This is a genomic window from Diplocloster hominis (assembly GCF_032380655.1).
GTDB lineage: Bacteria > Bacillota > Clostridia > Lachnospirales > Lachnospiraceae > Diplocloster > Diplocloster hominis.
Genome location: NZ_JAWDIY010000007.1, coordinates 61,974 through 84,498, shown reverse-complemented (window position 1 = coordinate 84,498; position 22,525 = coordinate 61,974). Strand labels below are relative to the sequence as shown.

Genomic DNA, 22,525 nt, shown 5'->3' with positions numbered 1-22,525 from the left:
CAGATGCCTCACAATTCCATATCCTGTTTTCTTGTTGGAGCAATCCGTCCTTCACGCTCCCAGCGCTCCCGGTTCTCCCGATCAGCGTCCAGTTTGCCTTGTGCCAGCTTCTCCTTAATGGATTTTCTGGCTTTATTTTTGATCTGCTCTTTGCCAGCCTGTTTGACCTCCGGTTTTAACAGCACCGCCTGTACCTTTTTGAGAACTTTTTCAGCAGACTGCTGTAATTTTTCTCGCACCCTACTCAGCAGAGTGTTCGCTATCTTCACAACTTCTGGCGAATTTTTGGCATTGGGCGATACCACGCTCTTTCGATATTTCTCAATTACTTCCATATCTTCAAGCTGGGTTTGTTCCCGAACCTTGTCGGTCACAACCTCCACCGCCTTGTCATAGGCTGCACCGGAAACATCTTCCAGCAAGGTTTCTACATCCTCAATTTTTAGCGTCAGTTCCTCCAGCTTTTGTTCCTGTGTCGCCAGCTGCTCCTTCTGCTTCATCAGGATATAATCCTGCTTTTCCAAATAGTCACGCCCACCATAAGACGGCTCCTGTTCCAGATGCAGCCCATGCCGTTTGGCAACGTCAAATAAGATTATCCGACAGACTGCATCAAAAGTCTGTTTCCGGTTATTGTGCTTTCCTTTTGGCTGTTCCGGTTTAGGGAGAGGGATACCCAGTTCCTCCAACGCCTTTTCCTGCTGGGGGCACAGCTCTCCATACCGATTTTCACAGTCAAATACATGGCGCTCATGGATGTGCGGAGTTCCTTCATCCAGATGGAGCGCCCAGTCTAAAATGTGGATATGAGAACCGAAACGGTTTTCAAATTCCTCATAAAATTCACTGACAATGAGCGCTAAAGTCTCTGGCGGAACGGATTCTTCCATAGTGCCGATCTGGTAGATGCTTTCTTCTGGACAGGTCTTGTTATTTTTCAAAAGATCATCCACAGTGCGATTGCGCTCAATGTGCCGGGTTTTCTCGTTCCGGGCGTTCTGAGCATTGACATGGTCGGCATAATGCTCGTAGTAATACATCCGTTCAATTTCCTCAAAGCTGAAATCCGGCTGCTCTGGGTTTTCCCGAAAGTCGTGGGTGGTAAAGCCCCGGTAACAGTCCCAGTACACATTTTGTCTGGCACGCTCAGCGTCAATGTGTTCGCTATTTTCTACATCGAACCGACGGTCATTGTGCCGGGGATTGTAAGTGCCATGCTTCCCAGATCGTCCATTGTGTCTTGTTAATTTCAAACATTTTTCCTCCTTCCTGCAAAGATGTTCTGGGCTGGGGAGGGCGGCAAAGCCGCCAGACCTGCGAAGTTTTGCGTCAGGTAATACCCAGTATAAGTTGACGCAGGCATCAACTTTCCCTGGGCAAGGCGTTTCACCCTTGACCCGATGAGGCTGGCTGCCCTCAACCCGCCAATGGGCATTGCCCCTTGACCCCAGCAGTGCGCTGCCGCCCCTGCACCCCGGCACAAAGGGCTGGCTGCCCTCTGTACTCCCGCACCGGCGAAGCTGGCCTTCACCGCAGAAGCGGTTTTTGCCAGTTTCACCGGCTCCGTATCCGTACATTTACGCCCATAGGCGAGAAGTGGATACAGAATACGCCTGCGGAAATTGCCGATCAAAACAGCGGGTGCAGACCCGATATTTTTTCGTAAATCGCCCTCATTTTAAGCGATTTTTTCTTCTGTCTGTATGACCTGAAAGCCATGCTCTTTTGCGTACTCCCTTGCAGCTGCCAGCCGTTCTTCGCTGTACGGCGGCACCAGCCGGATCGAAAGTCGTGACTTGTCCATCACATAGGTCACGCTACCTTCCGGCGTACTGCGTTCCAAGCGGCACAGCAGAGGGTACTTCCGGCTGAAATCCTCCAGTCTGCGTTTCAAGCTGGCATTGAAGGTGTAGATACTGGCAATCGTCTCGCCCTCATTCCAGTTGATGATGGTTTCTTTTTCATATTTAGACAGCTTCCTCATACAGTTCCTCCTCATAATCGGTGTTTGCTTTCAGCGCACGCAGACTGCGTCTAATCCGGCGGTATTCGTCCATCTCCATACGCAGATGATGGTAAAAGGCTTCGTACCACCTTTCCTCTGTCTCTGTCTCAATTTTACGAGCAAGATGAAGCATCTGGCTTTTCGCCTCCGGGTCAACAGTCAATGCTGTCAGCCATTTCAGCCTTGTCACTGTGTTGTGATGGCTGGGGCAGGCGTAAGCGTAAAGAATTTTCTTTTCCTTCATATTCAGTTTCATAATGATCTACCTCCATTCATTTGATGCGGTATGTTCCGCATCGTTTATTTTTCTGTCTGCCGGTCTGTCTGCAAAATATTCCTGCCCGGATTCTCTCCCAGCGTATTGTCCTCTTTGGTGCGCTCTTATCGTGGCGTCACTTCCCCGGAGGTCGTCCCCCTTGCAGTCGGTCATTCATTTTTCAAGGTTCTATGTCTCCTGACAAGAACCAGTTTACCGAAAAAAGAGGGCTGCTCCCGTATGTCCAAGACGCAGGAAAAACACATGAAAACCGCATATTTCCACGCTCTCGGAAATGTGCTATAATGAAAAACAAAAACCGATGGCAAGGAGGTGCTTTGATGTACACAAAACTGTCAATCCCGGAACGGCTCAAAGACCTGCGAGTGGTGGATAAGCACCTGACGCTGGAACAGCTGGCAGAACAGACCGGCCTGTCTAAGTCGGCACTGGGGAAATATGAGAGCGATGACTACAAAGACATCAGCCCATTTGCGATTGCGACACTGGCAAAGTTTTACGGAGTGTCCACTGATTATCTGATGGGCGTGTCAGAAAATAAAAATCACCCAAACACGGAGCTTCAAGCTCTGCATCTGAGTGACGCTATGGTGGAACTTTTGAGCAGCGGAAAGATCAACAACCGCCTGCTTTGTGAACTGGCGACTCATCCAAATTTTTTGCGGCTGATGGTTGATATGGAAATCTTTATTGACCAGCTCGCTGATATGCGGGTGAACCAGATGAATCTGATTCTGGAAGCTACCCGGCAGACCATTCTGAAAGAACACGCACCTGGAGAAAATGATCTGTATATGCGGACGCTGGAATTGGGTCAGGTACAGGAGAACGATTTTTACAGCCATATCCTTCATGATGATCTGGACAGCATTGTCCGGGATATACGGGAAGCCCATTTGAAAGACAAGACCACAGCCGACCCACAGCCAACACTGGATGAGGTCAAAGAGAATTTTGAACAGGCCATACAGATGGGAACCGACACAGAAGCTATGATCCATGAGTTCTGTGATAAAATGCAGATTCCTTTTGAAAAAATTTCATCCGAGGACTTTTCGGCTTTTCTGCGGATACTGAGCCTGTCCAAACTGCTTAAAAACCCAAACAATATGCGGGGAAAAGCCAAGTCACAGCCGTATTATATGCCAAAAAAGAAAAAGCGCAGGTAGCAAAAAGGCCATCCACTATAAAAGTGAATGGCCTCAGTTTTTCCACCTTCTCAGACGAAAATCATCTCAGACCGAATGACTTCCTCTGCCCGGTGGCGTATGCTGTTCATGTGACCGACCCATGCAAGCTGGTCTTTTGCTTTCAATTCCTCCGTGACTCCCTCTGTTTCTTTTATCTGGGCAATGATACAATCCAGACGGTTCTGTGCCTGCTCATCCAGATCGGCAAGATATGTCCACAGCTTTCCAGACAGAAGCAATTCATTGTACCGGTCGGGACAATACTCTTGCAGATATTCCCTGTGCATCCGTCCCCACCGTCCGATTGGGCGGCTTTCCTCCGGCAGCTGTAAGTCTGGAATATAGTAGTCTCCGACCAGAACATAGTCCAGACCGTTACTGTCATCATGGATATGCTTTTTCAATTTCTTCATAGCGACCTCCTGTTTTCGTTTTATCCGAATCCAGTTGATCGTGTCCCTGTTCATCTGTTATTCAAGGCAACTGAACTCGTCACCATGAATTATGGCATATCCTTTCCTAATTTTTGATAAGTAAGTCCATGAGAAACCTGCGTGCCGCGATTTTCGGAAGTATTGAAACTGTCGATTGTTTCCCGTCCCAAGTTATCCGAAATATCCTTTGCATTTTTCCCACGTCCTCCCAAAAACAAGGTGCTGTCGGCATTATCAAGTATGATTTCTGCCGCGTCCTTGTAAATGGCTTTTAGTTGGCTCTGCGATTGCAGAATGATAGAAGCGGACATTTCCCTGCTGCGAATGGTCGCAATTAACTTATCAAAGCGGGGTATCTGCCCGATGTTGGCAAATTCATCAAGCAAAAACCGGACATGAATAGGCAATTTGCCGTTGTATTCGTCGTCCGCTTTATCACAAAGCAAATTGAAAAGCTGCGATTGCAGAATAGCGATAACAAAATTAAAGGTGTCGTCGGTATCGCTCATTATGAGGAAAAGCGCGGTTTTCCTGTCGCCCAATGTATCAAGTTCCAATTCATCATAGGACATGAGTTCCCGGAGTTCCTCTATATCAAAAGGGGCAAGACGCGCACCGCAAGAAATAAGGATTGACTTTGCCGTTTTGCCCGCCGCCAATTTGTATTTTTTATATTGCTTCACCGCGAAATGGTCGGGGCTGCGTTCTTCTAAATCGGCAAAGAGCAGATCAACGGGGCTTTGGTATTCCTCGTCGTCCTCGCGTGCTTCGCTTGCATTGATAAGTTCAAGCAGCGTTGTAAAGTTCATTTCCTCGGCGGGGGCTTCATACCAAATGTAGCCGATCAACGCGCAATATAATAATCTCTCGGCTTTCACCCAAAAATCTTCCGCGCTTTTTTCTCCCTCGCCTTTGGTATTGACAATAAGGGTATTGACAACCTTTAACACGTCCTTTTCGCTGCGGATATACACAAAGGGGTTATATCGCATGGATTTCTTGAAGTTTATCGTATTCAGCACTTTTATCTTGTAGCCGCCGCGCTGCAAGAGCTTTCCGCACTCGATTAAGACGGTGCCTTTTGGGTCGGTCAAGACGTAGGAAGAATGAAGCTGCATTAAATTAGGCTTTACGAAAAACCTTGTCTTGCCGCTGCCGCTGCCGCCGATCACCACGACGTTTTTATTTCTCGCATATTTCGGCTGCTTCGGGCGGCTGTTCATGGTAAGGCGTTCGGTCTGCGTCAAAATGATGTTGTTCTGAAAATCCGGGTCGATGTAGGGCTTTATATCTTCGGCGTTGCCCCAACGTGCGCTGCCGTATTCTGCGCCCTTGCGGTATTTCTTTGCGTTTTTCCCTTTGACATAGACAATCAGACGGATAACCACCGCGCCGACAATGCCGATAAGCAAATCCAACGGGTGAACGCTCGGCAAGGCATTTGAAAACGCTTCGGAAAATCCCTGTGTGATATTGAGTATCTTTTCGGAAATATCCGCGCCGGGGGCAAGCCGCACCGCCTGTCCCACCTTATCAAAGAGATAGACAAAGAACACATAGGGGATATTCGGGATTATCAACTTTTTGTAGTTCATCTGCTTCATATCTCGCGCCCCCTGTCTATTTTCTTTACCTTGTCGCGGGCGGCGTTAAGCTGCTTCGCCTTGTCCTTTGCTGCGGCAAGGGCTTTGCGGATAGAGGGCTTTTTATCCCTGTTCAGCTTCTTTGCGGAAAACTCTTGAAACGCTGCGGTCATAACGTCCGCGTCCCTGCCTTTGAAAAACACAAGGTAACGGGTCTGTTCGCCCTTAACCTTTTTCAGCGAAAAATCTATGTTGTACTTCTTCGCGGTACTCTCAAAGGCTTTGATATTGCTGTCGGTGATCTCGATGTTGGAAACACCCGCATTTTGCTTCATAAGCTGCCGCATGGTCTGTTTCCCATGCGGGGCTTTGCTTTTCTGCTCCAAAAACTTCTTGATTGCTTTCTGCAACGCCTGTTCGGTAAGCCTTGCCGCGCCTTTTCCCACATTGACGGATAGGGCAATCGTTTTTTGGGTTACTTCCTCCTGCAAGGTATCAACTCCTTTCCCGGTAAACTGCGGCTATGCTCATTTGCTGCCGTAAAAGTCGTGATTGACAAGGGCGGTATAGTAGCTGTCAATGGTACTCGGTGCGTTGAACAGCACCGCTTTTAGATACTGCTTGATGTTGCGGATTTTGGTTGTGTTCTCCCTCATGCAGTCCAAAACAAACTCAACGTGGCTGCTATTCAGCTTCATAAACTTTGATTTGACAAGTTCGGCGGGGTAGTCGTCCCCGGCGATACGGATTGTCTTTCGGGCTGTGCAGACGGTTTCCAGCATGATTTCTACAATCTCGTCCAAACGGTCTTTATCCATTTTGGGGTCTTGAATGAGAATGTCATAGTCGATGTTGTCTTTGATGATTTCCCGATAAATCTCTATTGCGCTGTTTGTTTTCGCTTCCGTTCTTTTCCTTTCCGGCGGCGTAGCCGCTTCGTCCTGCTCATAAGGCAAGGGATTTAGGGAATGGAAAGGAATGGAATGGGTACTTGATAAATCAGTAATTGATTGTTCTTTACTTGATATATCTTTATTTAATTGCGTTGGATTTTCCAACGTAGGTTTTTCCAACGTAGGTTTTTCCAACGTTGGATTATCCAATGTTGGATTTTCCAATGTAGGTAAATCCGATGTAGGCGGCTGTTCGCTGCTGGTAGCTGCTTCCGGCTCTTTGGGCTGCGGCTGCTCGTATATGACATAATCCGCACCGCGCAAACGTCCTTTCTCGTCGCGTTCCCGGCTGCGGACGATATATCCGGCTTTTTCAAGTTCTTTGACCGCTTCGCGGATTGCGTCGATCTTCTCCCGGTTGATATGGGATAAGCCCGCAAGGGTATAATCCCAATCTTCGGGCAGCGAAAGCATTTGCGACAACAAGCCCTTTGCCTTTAAGGACAATTCCTTGTTTCGCAAGTGGTGGTTGCTCATAACGGTATATCCCGTATTTCGCTCCACTCTGAAAACTGCCATATTTCCTCACTTCCTCTCTTGGTATGCGTGGACAATTAGAAAGCCGTTTTCGGCTGTTTTGGTATTGCAATATGCCCTTTGCCGTTTTCGCGTCTGCAAAGCCGCATGGCACAAGGGCTTTTGCCCGTCTATTTGTCCATGCTGGCGTGCGTTTTCCGCGTCCTTTTGCCGGGGCAATAGGGACACTCTTTGAAAACGCAAAACTCATATTTCCACCCGGGGCGGTAGAAACGGCAAGTGCCGCAATCTTCATCATCTCCGGCACAACCGGATTGATAGCGGTCAAATCCCGGCTTCTGCTGCATGAGCAATTCAAACGCCCGCTGCTTGCCCTTTGTGAAATACATTCCGGCTGCACCTCCTTTCCTGCGGGCATAAAAAAACGGCGTTACTTTCTCCCCCAAAGGGGTTAAGGTAACGCCGTTTGTGTGCGTATTCAGTTTTTAACACATTCCCTGTCTATCCGCTGTCCGCAAAACCATTGATTTTATTAGCTTTTTGCCGCTATCGCTATCACACCTCATTATTTGAACAGCCTGCTTAAATATCTGGGATTCAGATGTACCAGATCCGCTACATCCTTAAGACATAGCGGGTACATATAGTTCTGTTCCAGATAATTCAGCACATCATGGAGAAACTGCTGTCTGCCGGTCCGGCCTGAGGAATGATCCGTTGAGACAGCGCAGCGGCGGTACAGGCAGATGAGCAGATCCTTAAGAATGCACAGCATTTTCTGATGCCGGAATTCCTGACCGGCGATATTTTCAAAATGTATCTCCAGAAAATAGGACTCCAGGCCTGCCAGATTCATACACTCCGAGTATGCCGACAGACGGCTGCAGCAGCCGTAAAACCGGTCGGCCAGAGTGGGGTTATCAAAGCAGAAGTCCAGATAATACATCTGAAAATGTCCGCCTTCCCCCGTACTGCTGCCAGAGATCTCCAGGAGATGAAGATCATTTTTTTTGACTGAATGGGTGATACCGTTTAGGTATATCCTTGTCTGCCCGCTCATCAGATATATGAACTCGAACATTGGACCGGTGCTCTGTCTCGGGGTATCCCACTCCCGGTCCACCCAGACGCCGGAGGATAAGAAACGGATGGAACTGCCGTGGCAACAGATAAAATCGATGACTTCACTTAGCTGCTGCTGAAGCTGCGTATTTTGCATATACCTTTCCCCTTCCTCACATACTATAGGTTAGCGCAAGTATAGCACGCCATTTGGCAATGGGAAAGCAAATGGATAAGGGATATTAAGATTGTCTATACTCATCGAAATATTATCCATTTGGTTTTAAAAATAAAACAGATATAATAAACACATCAAATAAACGGGAGGTATTATGAATGAAGAAAACATGCAGTATGTTACTGGCACTGGTCCTTACCCTTTCTCTGACCGCCTGCGGTTCGGATAACAGCGGTGCTGCTGCGCAGCCGGAAGATCAGTCACAGGAATCCGCGCAGCAGGAGGGGCAGCCGAACGAAAACAAACAGCCGGCGGCCAAAGATTCACAGACAGCCGGCAGCGGCGTTACACTGACACTTATGGGTTCTAAAAGCTGGTTTAAGGATGTGGACAACGAAGTTTATCAGCAGTTTGAAGAAGAGACAGGAATCAAGGTGGAGCTGATCACGAACCCTGATGATATGAATAACAATATTATGGGAGCCAAAATCGCCACAAAAGAGCTGCCGGATATCGTGGAATATTACAATGGCGGGACAGGAGAGGCGGCTTTGCTGGCCGAAGAGAATTTCCTGGATATCACCAGTGATCCGTGCCTTGAAAATGTGAATCAGGATCTTTTGGATAAGTTTTCCAAGTGGGATGGTGTAGTCTATGGTTTCCCCATTGCGGGAGCGCAGTATTGGGGAATCTATTACAATAAGCAGATATTCGCAGACCTGAATCTGGAGATTCCGAAGACCTTTGAAGAGCTGGAAAATGTCTGCCAGAAAATCAAAGATCAGGGAATCACACCGATTTACCTGGCAGGAGGCGATGTATGGCCGGTAGAGACATGGATGGATACGTACTGGGGGTCCTACATAGCGGCAAAGACTGCCGATTTCTGGGAACAATACGGGGAAAATAAGATAAAACTTGCCGATCTGCCGGAGGCGGTGGAATGTCTGGAACGCCAGAATGATTTTTACAAAAAGGGATATTTCGGAGAGACTGCCATGTCGGATACCTGGAGCGGCCAATACAGCGCATTATATGAAGGAACGGCAGCCATGTTAGTGTTCAATGATTCCTGTTTTGGCGAAGGAATGGAAAAATATCCGGATTATGCGGAAAAACTCGGCTTTATTCCTTTCCCGGTTGACGGAAGCGATTGTTATGGTGTCACCTCATCGAATTCCCTGTACATCAACAAGAACAGCGAACATATCGACGAAGCGCTCCAATTATTCAATTTCCTGGCCCGGCCGGATATTGTCGAGAAAATGTATACCGCGAAACAACAGTCGCCCTGGTTTGACAATGTATCGATCGACAGTCTGCTTCCCCAGATAAAAGAAGCACAGGAAGCGGTACGCAGCGGCAAAAGCGGAGTAAGCTGGTTTGACTTTATCCCGGCAAGTTATGGGAATTCATCCTTCGAGCAGATCCAGGAAATGTTCCTGGGCAACTGCGGGCCTGCTGACGTGTTAAAAGCCATCGACGATGAGATAGCCAAGAACGCCAAAGCACAGGGAATTCCCGGCTGGTGACAGCGGCCCGGGCAAAGGCCCCTATAGATAAACACCTCTGTCATTGGAGGTTAATAGTAACAGAATTCGCATACATGGAGGCTAAATGTGAAGAATTTGGAAATCTACGTGGCACCCGGAGCGAATCCGGGTGCCGCAGGCACAAAGGAAGACCCGTTCCCGGACCTTAGCGCGGCAAAGAAAAAAGCGAAAGACCTGCAGAAGGAATACGGCTGCGACATCACCGTCTATCTGCGCGGCGGGGAATACCGGTATCAGACCCCGGAGATTTTCACGGCAGATGACTCCGCCATAGATGGAACGAAAATCACTTACCAGGCATATCCGGGCGAACAGCCCTGCATTGGGGGCTCCATCCCTATCTCCGGCTGGGAAAAGGCGTCTGAACAGGAGGAATACACCATATGGAAAGCCAAAGTTCCGGAAGGTGTGTATTCCAGACATCTCTACATAGACGGGCAGCGGGCTGCCAGAACCAGGACCGGAACACAAAAAAACAGGGCATGGGAAACGGTTCATTCGGACACCTTCCAAAGATACCGGAAAACAGGCAGCCATTATAACGGAGAGCGGCAGTGCGATATTTACGAGGGATACCTGACACAGGACCCCATGTTCCTCACATGCCGAAATCCCCAGGACATCGAATTTGTCTACGACGTGGGCTGGACACACTCCATCTGTCCGGTAGAGTCCGTCAGCGAGACAAAAGAAGGTATTTTCCTGAAAATGAAACAGCCGTGTTTTAAAGACTGCCAAATCAAGATCGGCATGCAGATCGACGGCCCCAGCTATGCAGAAAACCTATACGAACTGCTGGGCGCAGGCGGCGACTGGTATCTGGACAGACAAGAGCACCTTCTCTATGTAGCTTATCCAAAGGGGGTTCCCATAACAGAACGGAAAGTAGAACTTCCGATAGCCGAACAATTGCTGGTCATCCATGGAGAAAAAGACAGACCAATCAAAAACCTGGTCTTTCAGGACCTTACATTCCAATATACGACATTCCTCGATCCAGGAATCAACGGACATCCCGACGTACAGGCCAACATTTTAAAAGACCCGGATGATGACGAGCTCACCTATTCCTATTTTAAAAAAACGAAATCCTGCGTCATATTGGACCATGCAAAGGGAATTCTATTTGACAGCTGCCGTTTCTTACATCTGGGAAACGGAGCGGTGGACCTGCAGCACGGCTCCGCAGATAACCGTCTTACCTACTGTGAAATCAGCGATATAAGCGGAAACGGCATCCAGGCCGGAGATTTTCAGGAGACCGATGCCCATCCGTCTGACAGCCGTGAGATCGTGCGGGACAACCATGTGGAAAACTGCTATATCCACAACGCAGGAGCAGAGTTCAAGGGCTCCGCAGCCATTCTCTGCGGCTACGCGAAGAGTCTCCACATCATACACAATGAACTGTGCGACCTTCCCTACTCCGCTATCTCCCTCGGCTGGGGCTGGGGTTATGTAGACCCCGATTCCGACACCCGCTATTCCTACAAGCCGCTGCCCCATTTCAAGCGTTACAGCGAAGAAAGCGTCTGCCGGGAACATGAAGTCCGTTATAATTACATCCACCACGTGCTGACAGAACTGCACGACGGCGCCGGAATATACACCTTAGGACTGCAGCCCGGCACCCAAATAACCCACAATCTAATAGCGGGCAATTACCAGGGCCCCTCCTACCCAAAAGAAATAATGGTCCACAATTCCTGGAAAGGGCACCAGCATGAAGAATACACCTGCCAAAAAGGCTTCCCCGGCGGCATCTATATGGATGAAGCCAGCGGCGGTATAGAAGTACGGGAAAATATCATATATCAGACCGTAGTCCCGATCCATTACCACAACATCATGCAGGAAAAACGATTCCAAACAAATCAAATTCATTCCAATACAATAAATAAAAAGCCCTGTGACTATAATTATCCCCATGAAACCGCAGCCCAGACAGGCATAACAGCCAGATTCAAGAACTCCATGAATCATCCCCCAGTTTCCCCTTAAAGTATAATAAAACATCACCAAAGTAGGAGCGGGCCGGGATTTTCTTCCTCCGCACCGGGAGGGGCCGGCTTTTGCGGGGGTGGGGCCGGGCGGCAATTCTCGCGGGTAGAAATCACTTGAGACCGGGTCTTAGAACAGGTTACGCAGATGATGGGAGAACCTCGCAGGGCCTGGAACACTGTTCGAGCCGTCCTTTGGCGAGTTTGTTCCAGGCCCTGCCAATAAGAGGTTCTCCCACCATCGGAGTTACCTGTTCTTAGGCCCGGCCGAAGTGATTTCTACCCGCGAGAATTGCCGCCCGGCCCCACCCCCGCAAAAGCCGGCCCCTCCCGGTGCGGAGAAAGAAAATCCCGGCCCGCTCCGGCCGGCCCCATCCACTTATTCCCCCCCTCCCATTTGTCCCGATATTCCGTAGGAGACATCCCAGTCTCTTTCCTGAACAGCCGGCTGAAATAAAGCGGATCTGCAAAGCCCACACAGGACGCCACATCTTTAAGGAGGATATCGATATTCCCGCTCAGCAGCTTCTTTGCATGGGAGATGCGGATCTGGTTCAGGCAGCGCAGAGGTGTGACATGATAGGCATTACGGAAGGCATTGCACAGATATCCTACGGAGTAATGAAATTTTTCGGAAAGGTCATTTAATGAGATCGGCTTGTTATAGTTTTCTTCCAGGTACTTTTTAATCTGAAAAGCAAAATCATAAGAGGAGACTGCGGATAAAGGCGCGGTCTCATCTTTTTGGAACGGGATCTGATAGATCCGGCTGGTTTGCTCCAGAAGCTGCTGAAAGGAAGAAGACGAGCTCACCGCCTGCATCAGATCCAATTCCAGATCCGCATGCAGCGTAGTGGAACTGAATTTGAACAAATGTAAAATCTGGCGCAGAAGGATCTCTATCTGAAGCTGAGAGTAATGCTCACCCTGGCAGTTCTTCAGAAACCGGGCATATTCCGCGGCAAATTTCTGCTGTTGATTGGAGGAGATCGCAAAGGACAGCCTGGACTCCGTATCTTTTGGAAGATAGGGATAGGCCAGATTGTCGGATTCGTAGTCGTAGTATAATGTCTGCGAGATGCCCAGTATGATATGCTGTTTCAGGGAGGCCCGCAGCCTGCGGATCTCATCCAGAATCCCATGACTGTCTACAAGGGGACGGCCAATCACCATGGTGTTATTTGGGATAAAAGCCATAAGCCGCTCCCATAGTTTCGTAAGCGTATCCTCATAGACGGAAGGATCTGCTTCAAATCCCAGGATCATGACGCTCTCGTTGGTATATTTGCCGCGGACGATCCAGAATACGGCATCCGAAAGCAGCTGCTGTACCATATCACGGAATTGTCCGGTATACTGTGGAATCGCTTCCAGGATGGATAACTGATCCTCTGTCACGATGGGACCTGCGCAGGAATAGGCGCACAGATAAAAGGGGATCGCGTCCAGGGCAGTGGGAATACGGGGCGGCTGCGTGGACTGGGAAAATGCCAGCCGGAAATAATTCGTGACCTCCTGCTGCTTACGTCCTTCAATGACAGCGGCCACATCGGACAGTGTGCGGATCACCTCGTCCGGCATCAGCGGTTTTAACAGATAATCGGACACATTCAGGCGCAGAGATGTTCTGGCGTATTCGAAGTCGCTGTAACCGCTGATGATGATGGTCATGATTTCGGGGTAGTCCCTGGTGGCCCGTTCAATCAGCTCAAGGCCGGTCATCACAGGCATACGGATATCCGTGATGAGCAGGTCGGGGGGATTCTTCCGGATTTGTTCCCATGCATCCTGCCCGTTTAAGGCGGAGCCGATAATTTTCAAAGGCACGTCCGACGAATTCAGAAACGTAATCAGTCCGTTTAACAATAACTTTTCATCCTCAGCGATAAATACTTTAATCATGAATCTGTCCTCCTATGATAACCGTTGCGCCGGCTGGTGACGAATGTATCTCAAATACCGTATGGGTTTTCTGAAGAATGTAAAGGCGGGAAAAAGTATTTAAGACGCCCAGCTCTTCCGATCTCATAAAGGAAGAGCGGCCGCTGTCCAGCAGCGCCCGGATTTTCTCCTGTTCGGCGGTAATCCGCTGCAGCGCTTCCCCGGAAAAACCGCATCCGTTGTCCGTCACACGGACGGTCCAGAGCTGGTCCTTTTGCTCCCCTTTTATTTGTATGATCCTGATTTCCCGGTCACAGTCAAAGCCGTGATAGATGCAGTTCTCAACCAGAGGCTGAAGAATCAGCCGCGGTACCCTGACCGACAGGAGGGACGGTGGAATTTCAATGTCATATTTCAACTCCCCGTCATAACGGTATCGCATGAGCTCCAGATAATGCCGTGTATACTCCACCTCCGTATCCAGAGTGGATTCCTGTTCCGCGTCCAGGGTGTAGAGAAGCATGCGTGACAGGTGGGAACACATATAGACTACGTTCATATTTCCGCTTTCCAGGGCGGAGGAACTGATGGCGGCCAGTGTGTTGTTCATAAAGTGCGGATTGATCTGAGACTGGAGCGCGGCTATCGTAGCCTGAAGTTCCCGGGCCTGGGCTTCGGAGGTGAGCGTGGCGAATTGCTTTAGTTTCTGTAACATATGCCCGGTTACTTCCGCCAGCTGCCTTGTCTCATCCGTGGTACATTCATCCGGGCTTATGGGAAGCGTATAATCCTGAAAATCAATATTCTTTACGGCGCGGGTTAATTTTTCCACAGACTTGGAAGTATAGCCGCTTACGGAGTACACGATCAGGATGCAGAGAAAACATACGATCAATGTAAAAAATACGGTATTGTTCCGAACTTGATAAAGATCGGAAAACAGCATGGACTGCTTTTCCGCGGCGACCAGAATCAGGTTATTCTTAAGCTTGGCTCCGCCCAGGATCTCATCCCCTGTTTTTAACAGGCAGGAATCCGCGGCAGCCAATTGCTGTTTCACCTTCTGCAGCCTGAGACGGCAAAGCTCCTGTTCCGAAGAGTCCGGCGTCCGGGTATTCACAGGATACAGCATATTTCCCCTGTCATCATAGACAAAGATTTCCATATCCGGAGATACACTGCATATTTTATTTAATATTTCATAAGGCTGCTGTACCTCAACATAACCATAGGAACCATAACCATATTTCATGATTCTGGAAGCGCTGTAGATGTACCTGTCGTCATTCCTGTCCTCTGACAGCGGGTCGGGAAACGGACCGAGGATACACAGAGCTCCTCCCTTCTTTTCAGAAGCTTTCAACAGATCCAGCTGTAAGATATCGGATGTACGAAGATTCCGCCTGGATGAACCTACCGAACAATAATCCCCCTGCATACCAAAAATACTCACTCTGGAAGCCTGGTTGGTAATGGAACTGTAAGCCGACATAAGCAGGGAACAATTTTTCTTGATCTGGGAGTTGTCATCAAAGAAATTAGAGCTGCTTGCATCCGCATTGGCAGCGACCAGGGACTCATAGATGATATTGCTGTATACCAGCTGAACTGTAATATTGTTCATGGAAGTGAAATAATCATCGGTCTGGCTTGCGATCTGGGAGACAAGCCTTTCCCAATCCTTCAGATACCGCTCTTTCGAATTTTTGTAATCCCTGCCAAAAAAGAGCAGCAGGTACAAGCCTGCGATCGCTATAACTATCAGCGCAAACGACAGGAACAAATTTTTTCGAAGTGTCCGTCTCTTCATGATCGTCTTCAAGTTCATTTCACTCCATTCTCAGTTTCTGGCCGGCGTGACCGGTACAGCGGGTAAGTCTTATAGTAATACTCTGTCTATATTATAACAATGGTCCGGGAGGGAGTATAGGGGATAGGGGGCATAAATTAAGAATGTCCATATCGACCTTCAGATTGTCTATTTAAGAAAAAAGCCAGGATCGGTATGATAAAGAAAAACAGATAAAGGAGGTGCTGTGAGTGAAGAAAAGCAGAATTTACCCGCTGTATTTTGCCATACCGGTTCTTCTGCTATATGGTATTTTTTATCTGATACCGATTACTTTCGGGGAGGTGTTTGCCTTTACGGACTGGAATATCTACGTATCGGAGATCCATTTTAACGGAATCGACAATTTCATACAGATATTTACAGATCCGTCCATGTCCAGGGTTTTCTGGAGGTCCATCGGCAACACCATCTATTATGCCATAGGCACACTGGTACTTACCAATGTGATTGCGCTGATGCTGGCCCTGGCACTGAACAAGGGTCTGAAATCACAGACATGGCTCAGAACTGTATTTTTTATCCCTGTTGTTTTGTGCCCCCTGGCGATCGGCCTGCTGTTCACGGCAATGTATAATCCCCAGTACGGTATTATCAATACGATGCTAAGGGGGATGGGGCTTGACAGTCTCGCCCGACAGTGGACAGCGGACCCGGCGACCGCCATGAACAGTGTTCTTTGGGCGGGCATCTGGAAGGGAGTGGGGTTCTCCACGGTAATCTATATCGCCGGGCTGCAGGGAATTCCGAAAGACTACTATGAGGCGGCTGCCATCGACGGAGCAGGCGGAGTACAGAGGTTCTTCCGGATCACGCTGCCCCTTCTGATCTCTTCTGTCACAATTAATCTATTTCTGAGTTTTGTGGGCGGCCTGAAGATCTTCGACCTGATTATCTCGATCACCAAAGGCGGACCGGGCACTCAGACGCAGGTGCTGGCCACCATGGTTTACAAGGAACTGTCATCCGGCAGATACGGTATGGCTACGGCCTATGAGCTGATGCTGAACATTCTGATTGCGGGATTTGCCTTCGCGGGCTTAAGCCTGCTGAAAAAAAGGGAGGTGGAGTTCTGATGGGCATACGAACGAAGAAAAGCCGGTTTGCCCGTGTGCTTCTGGAGATATTTCTATGGATACTTTCCCTGACGGTACTGTACCCTATCGCTCTGGCAGTCATTAATTCCCTGAAAACGTCGGCAGAAGCGGATCTGCTGAGTATATCCCTGCCGCAGAGCCTGCATTTTGAAAATTATGTAAAAGTATTTGAAGAGGCAAATGTGCTACGGGCCTTTGGAAACGGCATGCTCATAACCGGAACTGCGGTTATCTTCTGTGTCCTCTTAAGCTCCATGGCGGCTTATGTACTTTCCAGAAACCGGTCAAAAATGAATCGTTTTCTATATTATCTGCTGATTTTAGGGCTGATATTTAATATTTCCATGATACCCACGATTAAGATCATGCAGACGCTTCATCTGATGAATACGCTGGCCGGCCTGATCTTATTGGAAGTAGCTACATCGGTATCCTTTTGTATTTTTATTTATCACGGTTTCTTTCCGTCGATCCCCACCACGATTGACGAGGCGGCAGTCATAGATGGCTGTAATCCGCTGCAGGTATATTTCCGGGTGGTATTTCCGCTTCTGAAACCGGTAAACGCCACAATCATTGTAACAGTGTTTTTGTCGGTCTGGAATGAATTTCAGCTGCCGTTATATTTTATGAGTGATCCGAAAAAATGGACACTGCCGATGACGATCTATAATTTTTGCGGAAGATACGCATCGGAATGGAACCTGGTATTCGCGGATGTGATCCTCACGATTATACCGGTGCTGATCGTATACTTCCTGTGCCAGAAATATATTATCGAGGGTATGACCTCCGGAGCGGTGAAAGGATAAGTGTGTACATATGTCAATTCAAAAAATCGATATCATCCATCATTCTCATACGGATTTTGGTTTTACGGATCACCCGTTATATGCGCGAAGGCTGCAAAAGGAATATGTGGGCCGGGCGCTTGAGCTGGCTATGGAAGATCCCGACTTTTACTGGACGGCGGAAACCGCGCTTCCGGCAGCGGATTGGTGGGAGAGCGCGGCCGCATGTGACCGTGAACGGCTGGTCACAGCGCTGCAGGCCGGGAAACTGGATATATGCGGGATGGCGTTTAATACGACTGCGTTCCACACATCCGGGGAATGGGATCGTATCTTAAAGTGGCTGCCCTGTGAATTAACAAAGCGGTGGAAGCCTGCCTCCCTTATGCAGAATGATGTAAACGGTATGCCCCGGGCCGCTTTGACACGGGCGCTGGATCAGGGCATGAACGCGCTCTGGATCGGGCCCAACACATATAACGCGCTGCCGCCATGCCCCACTCCCTCCGCTTTTTATTGGGAGATGCCGGACGGCAGAAGAATGTTCGTGTGGCTGAATTCCGGATACTGCGATGGCTATTTCCTGTTTAACGAGAACTGGCGGATCGGACCGGTACCGGCCGTGTCGGATCTGTGCTACCGTCCTCCCGGTCCTGGTGATATCTGGAAAGCCGACGAGGAATCCGTACGTTCGGCCCACCGGCGGTGTGTGGAAACCATACGGCTGCTGGAGGGAAAAAGCGGTGAAAACATGGAGCAGTCCAGGGATGGGTTCACACAGAATAAAATATATGGCGGATACCCCTATGAACGGCTTTTAGTTTCGGTGACGAACAACTATCGGGTTGACAATGACCCGCCTTTCGGCCCCATTGCCGAATTCGTGCGGAAATGGAGGGAACTGGGCTTAAAGCCTGAGATCCGGATGACGACAGCCACAGAAGCGATGCGGTGCCTGGAAGAGGAAAATAAAGATAACATTCCGGTGAAAAAAGGAGAATGGGTCGACTGGTGGGCCAACGGCACGGTCAGTGCGCCGGTGGAACTGGCAGTGGGAAAAAAGGCGGCTGTGAATCTGAAAGCAGTGGATATGCTGGCAAAGAACGGACCGGCAGTACAGCAGGATACCGGGTGGCAGGAACCGCTGGGGATGTCACCGGAACAGTTTGACGACTATCAGGATGCGGTTGAACAGCTGTGCATGTTCCATGAGCATACCTACGGTTCCTGGCAGTCGGTGGCCTCACCGTATTCCGTGGATACCAGAATGATGGCGGCGGAAAAAAATATATTTGCCTATCGGGCTTTGGCCCTATCGGAAAATCTGACTGCGGATTTATTAAGAAACAGGGAAACAGCCAAAGAGGTCTGTCTGATCAACCCCGGCAGGTATCCGGTGAGTAACTGGGTCCGGTTCCCTTATCATTGCCTCAGAGGAAATTATTTCGGTGTGGAAGACTTGAAGAGTCATAAGAAATACCCGTTTATTCTGGAAGAAGGTCCTTCCAACTTCAAACGCCCGGAAGCACAATCCCATCTGAGCAAAGAAAATGTCTCAAAGACCTTCAGCGACTGTGTTCCCGGACAGGTGGCGAGATTCTGGGCGGATCGCCTTGACCCGTTTGAAGAGAGAGGATATCGCTTGCTGACCGGTGAAGAGGAGGACATAACCTGCAGACAAGAGGCAGAGGCACCATTGGAGATAGAGCTGGATCACAGGCACTGGCCTTGCCGTGTGTGCCGGGAAGGAGCGGTTGTTGTAGAAGGAGAATTTGGATCATTTTTGTCCTGCCGTCCGAAAGGTTTTGCTCCCCGCTGGGTGCTGAAGGATATCTTTTTGGCAGATGATGAGAAGCAAAGAGCCCGGATGAGAGAACAATCCTTGGAGACCATCACGGCAAAGGCAAAGGACGCGGTCAAAACGGAGGATAATGAATATACGGTCACATACCGGCAGGAATTCAGTCATCCCTCCCTGGAATGGGGACAGCGGGAGCTTATCTTATATAAGAAGGAGAACAGGGCAAGGCTGAACGTGAAGTTTAACCGGAAATCATCTTTTGATCCCGAGGTGTTTTATCTGGCTTTTCAGTCCCCGGTCCATACGATTCCGCTATTCTATAATGCAGATCTGCCTTATCTGCCGGGAGTTGGACAGCTGCCGGGAAGCTGTATGGATTATTATGCGACAGATGGATTTGCCTGGTATGAGCAGGAGGGACACAGCTGGCTTTTTAACGGGATAGACACCTCACTGATGGTGCTTGGAGAGCCGCACGTGGCGGAACGTGTGTCACAGCTGCCGGAGCATCCGGACCGGCTTTTGTCTATGATCTTTGATAATACATGGGATACGAATTTCGTCTGCAACAGCTGCGGTATCATGGAGTTTGGCTATGAGGTGCTGGCAGACGGCGGCTTCCAAAGTGAGGAACTGCCGGATGTGGTCCAGTCAATGAACAAAGAACCGATTTTGATTATCAACACATAAAACATACCAGGGGGAAAGGTTGAACAAAAAAATGAAAATAGGATTTTATCTGCCCGACAAAGAACCGCTGAAAGGAGTCTTTGGATGCGCAAGTCTTGGAATGACCGGACGATCCGAAGGCGGGGAGCCGGATAGGGTGTTGCTGCCCTATGATCTGGCTGGCTGCCACATTTACGGGACCTATTCCGAAGCTATGGAACAGCTTAAAAAATTACCGGAAAAGAGTTCGATTCAGGCTGCCATTATCCTGTTTGGAAATGCAGGCAGGGAAGAATGGTTTTTGGAAATGTTCTCGGATGTGCTGAACTGTCCGGCGGTGGGCGGCGGCGCTGCTATGGATGCGCATGGGCGAAGCGGACTGATCAGCCATGGCACAGAGGTAAATATCTTTTTGATAACGGATGACCGGTATGAGTATCAGGTAAGCATGAAAAACATATATCCGAAGGTTCTGGAAGAGGTCCGTCTGGAACTTGGCGGCAAGCGGAAAGTGCTGCAGATCAACGGAGCAAAAGCAGCCTCTTGGCTGGCGCAAAAGAAAGCGGAGGCAGGGCTTGCGGAAACGGATTTCGAACATATGACGCTGACCACATTTGACGGTGTGAATGCCCATTTGAGTGTACAAAACGGGGAGATCGTCAGCGGAAGGAATCTGGAAGAAAAAATGCAGCTGCGATACATCAGGCCGGAAGAAGTCCAGCATGCGGTAAACGAATTTTATCAGGAGCCGGATTCATTGGTTTTCGGGTGCGCGGGAATAAAAGGTATGCTGGAAAAAGAAATTGTAACATTGTCCCCTGGCCTGTTTCTCTTCGGAGAAGTCTGTACGGTTATGGGAATGCCCATGTTCGGGAATTTAATGCTCAGTAAATTAAAAATCACAAAAAAAAAATAGGAGGAAAACAAGATGCCATTATATGAAGGAAGACACAACGCGTCGAACAAAATTCAGATTTCGCAGGATGCAAAAAACGCCATTGTGATGGGGGAGAAGAACTGCATCTGCCGGATGGCAAAAGAGATACTGGGAGCGGAAGGCGCCGTGGCCCTGGACGGCTGGTACGGGGTGGATTTTGCAGAGATTCTGGATAAGCTGAAGGAATTGTGTCCGGAGGTGGAATTTATACCGGCACAGTCGATGTATCTGCCCATGGAGAAGATACGGGAGTATAAAAAGGAATATATTACGGAGGACCCCTCTTTTGGTTACTGTAATAGGGAGGGGAAAATCTCTGATTTGATGGACCCTGAGAAAATACAGGATTTAAAGAACCGGTTAGGCAAGGGAACTGTCGTATACGGGTATGGCGCTGCGGTTCCGGAGCTGTATGATTCCTATGCGCGTACCTACTATTTTGATATGACCAGACAACCTTTACTGTGGAGTATGTGGGACGGAAAATTAATTCCGTTTGCCCTGGATCAGCCGGACCCTCAATATGACTGGAAGGAATATTATTATTGTGACTACTATTTACTGCACTTCCAGAAACATTTTATAATCGAAAAAATGGACTATTATGTGGAGGCCGTTAAAACGGAAGAATTAAAGATTTTGCCGAAAGCAGCTTATGATGAGGTGATCCGTACGATGCTGAAATATCCGGTAAAAGAAGTAGAGATCTATCAGCCTGGTCCCTGGGGCGCGTATCGGTATAAAGATTTCTGGGACATCCCGGGGTTGGAATGTAATGCCTGGAATGAGCTGGCCGGGCCGGAATTATCCATCCTCATTGATGTGGGCCGTGAAGAGCAGCTGAATCTTCCGTTTGTGAATCTGATGCAGTACCCGGATAAGCTGTTAGGCCGGTATCTGAGCGAGACTTATCCGCACCTGTTCCCGCTGGACGCGTGGCTGGATGACGGATATTTTCCGGATAAACAGCCTGCGGAGCGGATCTCCATGCCGATCCACACGCATCCGAGTACGGATTATGTAAAAACGAACTTTAATGAGCCGATCGGAAGGTATGAGACCTATTATATCGCGGAAGCCTACGAGGGAGCCAACACCTGGATGGGATTTTATAATGATGCGGATCTGGAAGAGTGGGAGGCCAAATGCAGGAAGTCCAATAACCAGGAGGTGATAGAGGACTGGAAAGATTATGTCTGCAACTGGGAATCCAATGTGGGCGATCTGTATCTGATCCCGCCTGGCACGGATCATGGACATGGCGGTAATCAGATGGTTCTGGAACTGGACACCTGTCCGTCTATCGCCGGCACGGAATATTCTTTTTTCAGCTATGATTTTGCCAGAAATTCCTGGGATGACAAGACGAAAACCATGACAGGGAAGCCTCTGAAAATGCAGCTGGACCATTCTTTCCGGGTTTCGAAATACCGCAGGGAGGATTATGTGGATAAGAAACTGCGGGCAAAACCTTCCGTGGTAAAATGGACCCGGGAATACTATATCGACCGCTATTCCTCCGTGCCGGAGATGCCTTTTGAGATCGAGCGGATCCACTATCAGAACAAAGGGGAATATGATACGCAAGGAAAATACTGCCATATCATAACCCTGACCGCAGGGAAAAATGCCAGGATCTACAGCAAAAAGAATCCGGAATATTCGACTCAGATAAACTTGTACCAGGCCGCGGTAATTCCTGCTGATTTTGGTGAATATGTGATCGAGTCAGAAGGGGACGGCCGGCACACGGCAACCCTGGTCCGGTGGAAAAAGGGCTGAGAGCAT

General features: G+C 49.0%; 18 protein-coding genes and 1 pseudogene. 9 read left to right on the top strand and 10 right to left on the bottom strand.

From position 1 onward, the window contains the following. Positions 1-8 precede the first annotated feature (8 nt). From ABC831_RS08560 to ABC831_RS08550, 3 genes are all read right to left on the bottom strand, one after another. Entirely contained in the window at positions 9-1,253 is a 1,245-nt protein-coding gene (locus ABC831_RS08560; RefSeq protein WP_118437749.1) for a plasmid recombination protein, read from the bottom strand. 425 nt (positions 1,254-1,678) lie between these two features. Next, entirely contained in the window at positions 1,679-1,984 is a 306-nt protein-coding gene (locus tag ABC831_RS08555) for a hypothetical protein (RefSeq protein ID WP_055271589.1), read from the bottom strand. Continuing rightward, positions 1,968-2,261, bottom strand: coding sequence for a hypothetical protein (locus tag ABC831_RS08550; RefSeq protein WP_002594258.1), 294 nt, complete (start codon positions 2,259-2,261; stop codon positions 1,968-1,970). Before ABC831_RS08550 ends, ABC831_RS08555 begins: the two co-directional genes overlap by 17 nt. A gap of 341 nt (positions 2,262-2,602) precedes the next feature. Between ABC831_RS08550 and ABC831_RS08545 the strand changes: the two genes are divergently transcribed. Beyond that, a complete protein-coding gene (locus ABC831_RS08545; RefSeq protein ID WP_055271594.1) occupies positions 2,603-3,451 on the top strand; it encodes a helix-turn-helix domain-containing protein in 849 nt (282 codons plus the stop codon). A 50-nt stretch (positions 3,452-3,501) separates the two neighbouring features. Here ABC831_RS08545 and ABC831_RS08540 read toward each other — a convergent pair whose 3' ends face one another. The 4 genes and pseudogenes from ABC831_RS08540 to ABC831_RS08525 all read right to left on the bottom strand — a co-directional run bounded on the left by ABC831_RS08540 (position 3,502) and on the right by ABC831_RS08525 (position 6,961). After that, positions 3,502-3,885, bottom strand: coding sequence for a TnpV protein (locus tag ABC831_RS08540; protein ID WP_119251489.1), 384 nt, complete (start codon positions 3,883-3,885; stop codon positions 3,502-3,504). 95 nt (positions 3,886-3,980) lie between these two features. Further along, positions 3,981-5,501: pseudogene (locus ABC831_RS08535) on the bottom strand (VirD4-like conjugal transfer protein, CD1115 family); the annotation flags it as partial. Positions 5,502-5,506: 5 nt separating this feature from the next. Then, positions 5,507-5,980, bottom strand: coding sequence for a PcfB family protein (locus ABC831_RS08530; RefSeq protein WP_006775667.1), 474 nt, complete (start codon positions 5,978-5,980; stop codon positions 5,507-5,509). A 36-nt stretch (positions 5,981-6,016) separates the two neighbouring features. After that, on the bottom strand, positions 6,017-6,961 hold the full coding sequence (locus ABC831_RS08525; RefSeq protein WP_055143522.1) for a DUF6017 domain-containing protein: 945 nt from the start codon (positions 6,959-6,961) through the stop codon (positions 6,017-6,019). Positions 6,962-6,984: 23 nt separating this feature from the next. On the opposite strand from ABC831_RS08525, the gene ABC831_RS08520 reads away from it, so the two are divergent. Next, positions 6,985-7,374, top strand: a complete 390-nt coding sequence (locus ABC831_RS08520) for a hypothetical protein (protein ID WP_173018957.1) — start codon at positions 6,985-6,987, stop codon at positions 7,372-7,374. Between the two features lie 110 nt (positions 7,375-7,484). Here ABC831_RS08520 and ABC831_RS08515 read toward each other — a convergent pair whose 3' ends face one another. Further along, on the bottom strand, positions 7,485-8,138 hold the full coding sequence (locus ABC831_RS08515; protein WP_343247790.1) for a hypothetical protein: 654 nt from the start codon (positions 8,136-8,138) through the stop codon (positions 7,485-7,487). Between the two features lie 179 nt (positions 8,139-8,317). Here ABC831_RS08515 and ABC831_RS08510 point away from each other — a divergent pair, with 179 nt between their 5' ends. Both ABC831_RS08510 and ABC831_RS08505 read left to right on the top strand, forming a co-directional pair. Next, positions 8,318-9,691: an ABC transporter substrate-binding protein gene (locus ABC831_RS08510; RefSeq protein WP_343247789.1), complete on the top strand. Its 1,374-nt coding sequence runs from the start codon at positions 8,318-8,320 to the stop codon at positions 9,689-9,691. An 87-nt stretch (positions 9,692-9,778) separates the two neighbouring features. Then, positions 9,779-11,713 carry a right-handed parallel beta-helix repeat-containing protein gene (locus ABC831_RS08505; protein ID WP_343247788.1) on the top strand — a complete coding sequence of 645 codons (1,935 nt, stop codon included), beginning with the start codon at positions 9,779-9,781 and terminating at the stop codon, positions 11,711-11,713. A gap of 278 nt (positions 11,714-11,991) precedes the next feature. On the opposite strand, the gene ABC831_RS08500 is transcribed toward ABC831_RS08505, so the two are convergent. Further along, positions 11,992-13,614: a response regulator transcription factor gene (locus ABC831_RS08500; RefSeq protein WP_343247787.1), complete on the bottom strand. Its 1,623-nt coding sequence runs from the start codon at positions 13,612-13,614 to the stop codon at positions 11,992-11,994. Next, the gene (locus ABC831_RS08495; protein ID WP_343247786.1) at positions 13,607-15,403 is read right to left on the bottom strand and encodes a sensor histidine kinase; all 1,797 of its coding nucleotides are present in this window, start codon (positions 15,401-15,403) and stop codon (positions 13,607-13,609) included. The genes ABC831_RS08500 and ABC831_RS08495 overlap by 8 nt, the downstream gene beginning before the upstream one ends. 230 nt (positions 15,404-15,633) lie before the next feature. On the opposite strand from ABC831_RS08495, the gene ABC831_RS08490 reads away from it, so the two are divergent. From ABC831_RS08490 to ABC831_RS08470, 5 genes are read left to right on the top strand one after another with little or no spacing between them, the layout of a single operon-like run. Continuing rightward, on the top strand, positions 15,634-16,518 hold the full coding sequence (locus tag ABC831_RS08490) for a carbohydrate ABC transporter permease (RefSeq protein ID WP_343247785.1): 885 nt from the start codon (positions 15,634-15,636) through the stop codon (positions 16,516-16,518). Then, positions 16,518-17,351 carry a carbohydrate ABC transporter permease gene (locus ABC831_RS08485; protein WP_343247784.1) on the top strand — a complete coding sequence of 278 codons (834 nt, stop codon included), beginning with the start codon at positions 16,518-16,520 and terminating at the stop codon, positions 17,349-17,351. Before ABC831_RS08490 ends, ABC831_RS08485 begins: the two co-directional genes overlap by 1 nt. 10 nt (positions 17,352-17,361) lie before the next feature. Next, positions 17,362-19,821 (top strand): glycoside hydrolase family 38 N-terminal domain-containing protein, encoded by a 2,460-nt coding sequence (locus ABC831_RS08480; RefSeq protein ID WP_343247783.1) that lies wholly within the window; start codon positions 17,362-17,364, stop codon positions 19,819-19,821. A 19-nt stretch (positions 19,822-19,840) separates the two neighbouring features. After that, positions 19,841-20,716, top strand: coding sequence for a hypothetical protein (locus ABC831_RS08475; RefSeq protein WP_343247782.1), 876 nt, complete (start codon positions 19,841-19,843; stop codon positions 20,714-20,716). Positions 20,717-20,728: 12 nt separating this feature from the next. After that, positions 20,729-22,519: a hypothetical protein gene (locus ABC831_RS08470; RefSeq protein ID WP_343247781.1), complete on the top strand. Its 1,791-nt coding sequence runs from the start codon at positions 20,729-20,731 to the stop codon at positions 22,517-22,519. Positions 22,520-22,525 lie beyond the last annotated feature (6 nt).

Coding starts and splice junctions, on each gene's coding strand:
- ABC831_RS08525 (WP_055143522.1), bottom strand. CDS start 6,961: ATGGCAGTTTTCAGAGTGGAGCGAAATACGGGATATACCGTTATGAGC.
- ABC831_RS08495 (WP_343247786.1), bottom strand. CDS start 15,403: ATGAAGAGACGGACACTTCGAAAAAATTTGTTCCTGTCGTTTGCGCTG.
- ABC831_RS08470 (WP_343247781.1), top strand. CDS start 20,729: ATGCCATTATATGAAGGAAGACACAACGCGTCGAACAAAATTCAGATT.
- ABC831_RS08480 (WP_343247783.1), top strand. CDS start 17,362: ATGTCAATTCAAAAAATCGATATCATCCATCATTCTCATACGGATTTT.
- ABC831_RS08500 (WP_343247787.1), bottom strand. CDS start 13,614: ATGATTAAAGTATTTATCGCTGAGGATGAAAAGTTATTGTTAAACGGA.
- ABC831_RS08555 (WP_055271589.1), bottom strand. CDS start 1,984: ATGAGGAAGCTGTCTAAATATGAAAAAGAAACCATCATCAACTGGAAT.
- ABC831_RS08545 (WP_055271594.1), top strand. CDS start 2,603: ATGTACACAAAACTGTCAATCCCGGAACGGCTCAAAGACCTGCGAGTG.
- ABC831_RS08540 (WP_119251489.1), bottom strand. CDS start 3,885: ATGAAGAAATTGAAAAAGCATATCCATGATGACAGTAACGGTCTGGAC.
- ABC831_RS08510 (WP_343247789.1), top strand. CDS start 8,318: ATGAAGAAAACATGCAGTATGTTACTGGCACTGGTCCTTACCCTTTCT.
- ABC831_RS08520 (WP_173018957.1), top strand. CDS start 6,985: ATGCGTGGACAATTAGAAAGCCGTTTTCGGCTGTTTTGGTATTGCAAT.
- ABC831_RS08550 (WP_002594258.1), bottom strand. CDS start 2,261: ATGAAACTGAATATGAAGGAAAAGAAAATTCTTTACGCTTACGCCTGC.
- ABC831_RS08515 (WP_343247790.1), bottom strand. CDS start 8,138: ATGCAAAATACGCAGCTTCAGCAGCAGCTAAGTGAAGTCATCGATTTT.
- ABC831_RS08485 (WP_343247784.1), top strand. CDS start 16,518: ATGGGCATACGAACGAAGAAAAGCCGGTTTGCCCGTGTGCTTCTGGAG.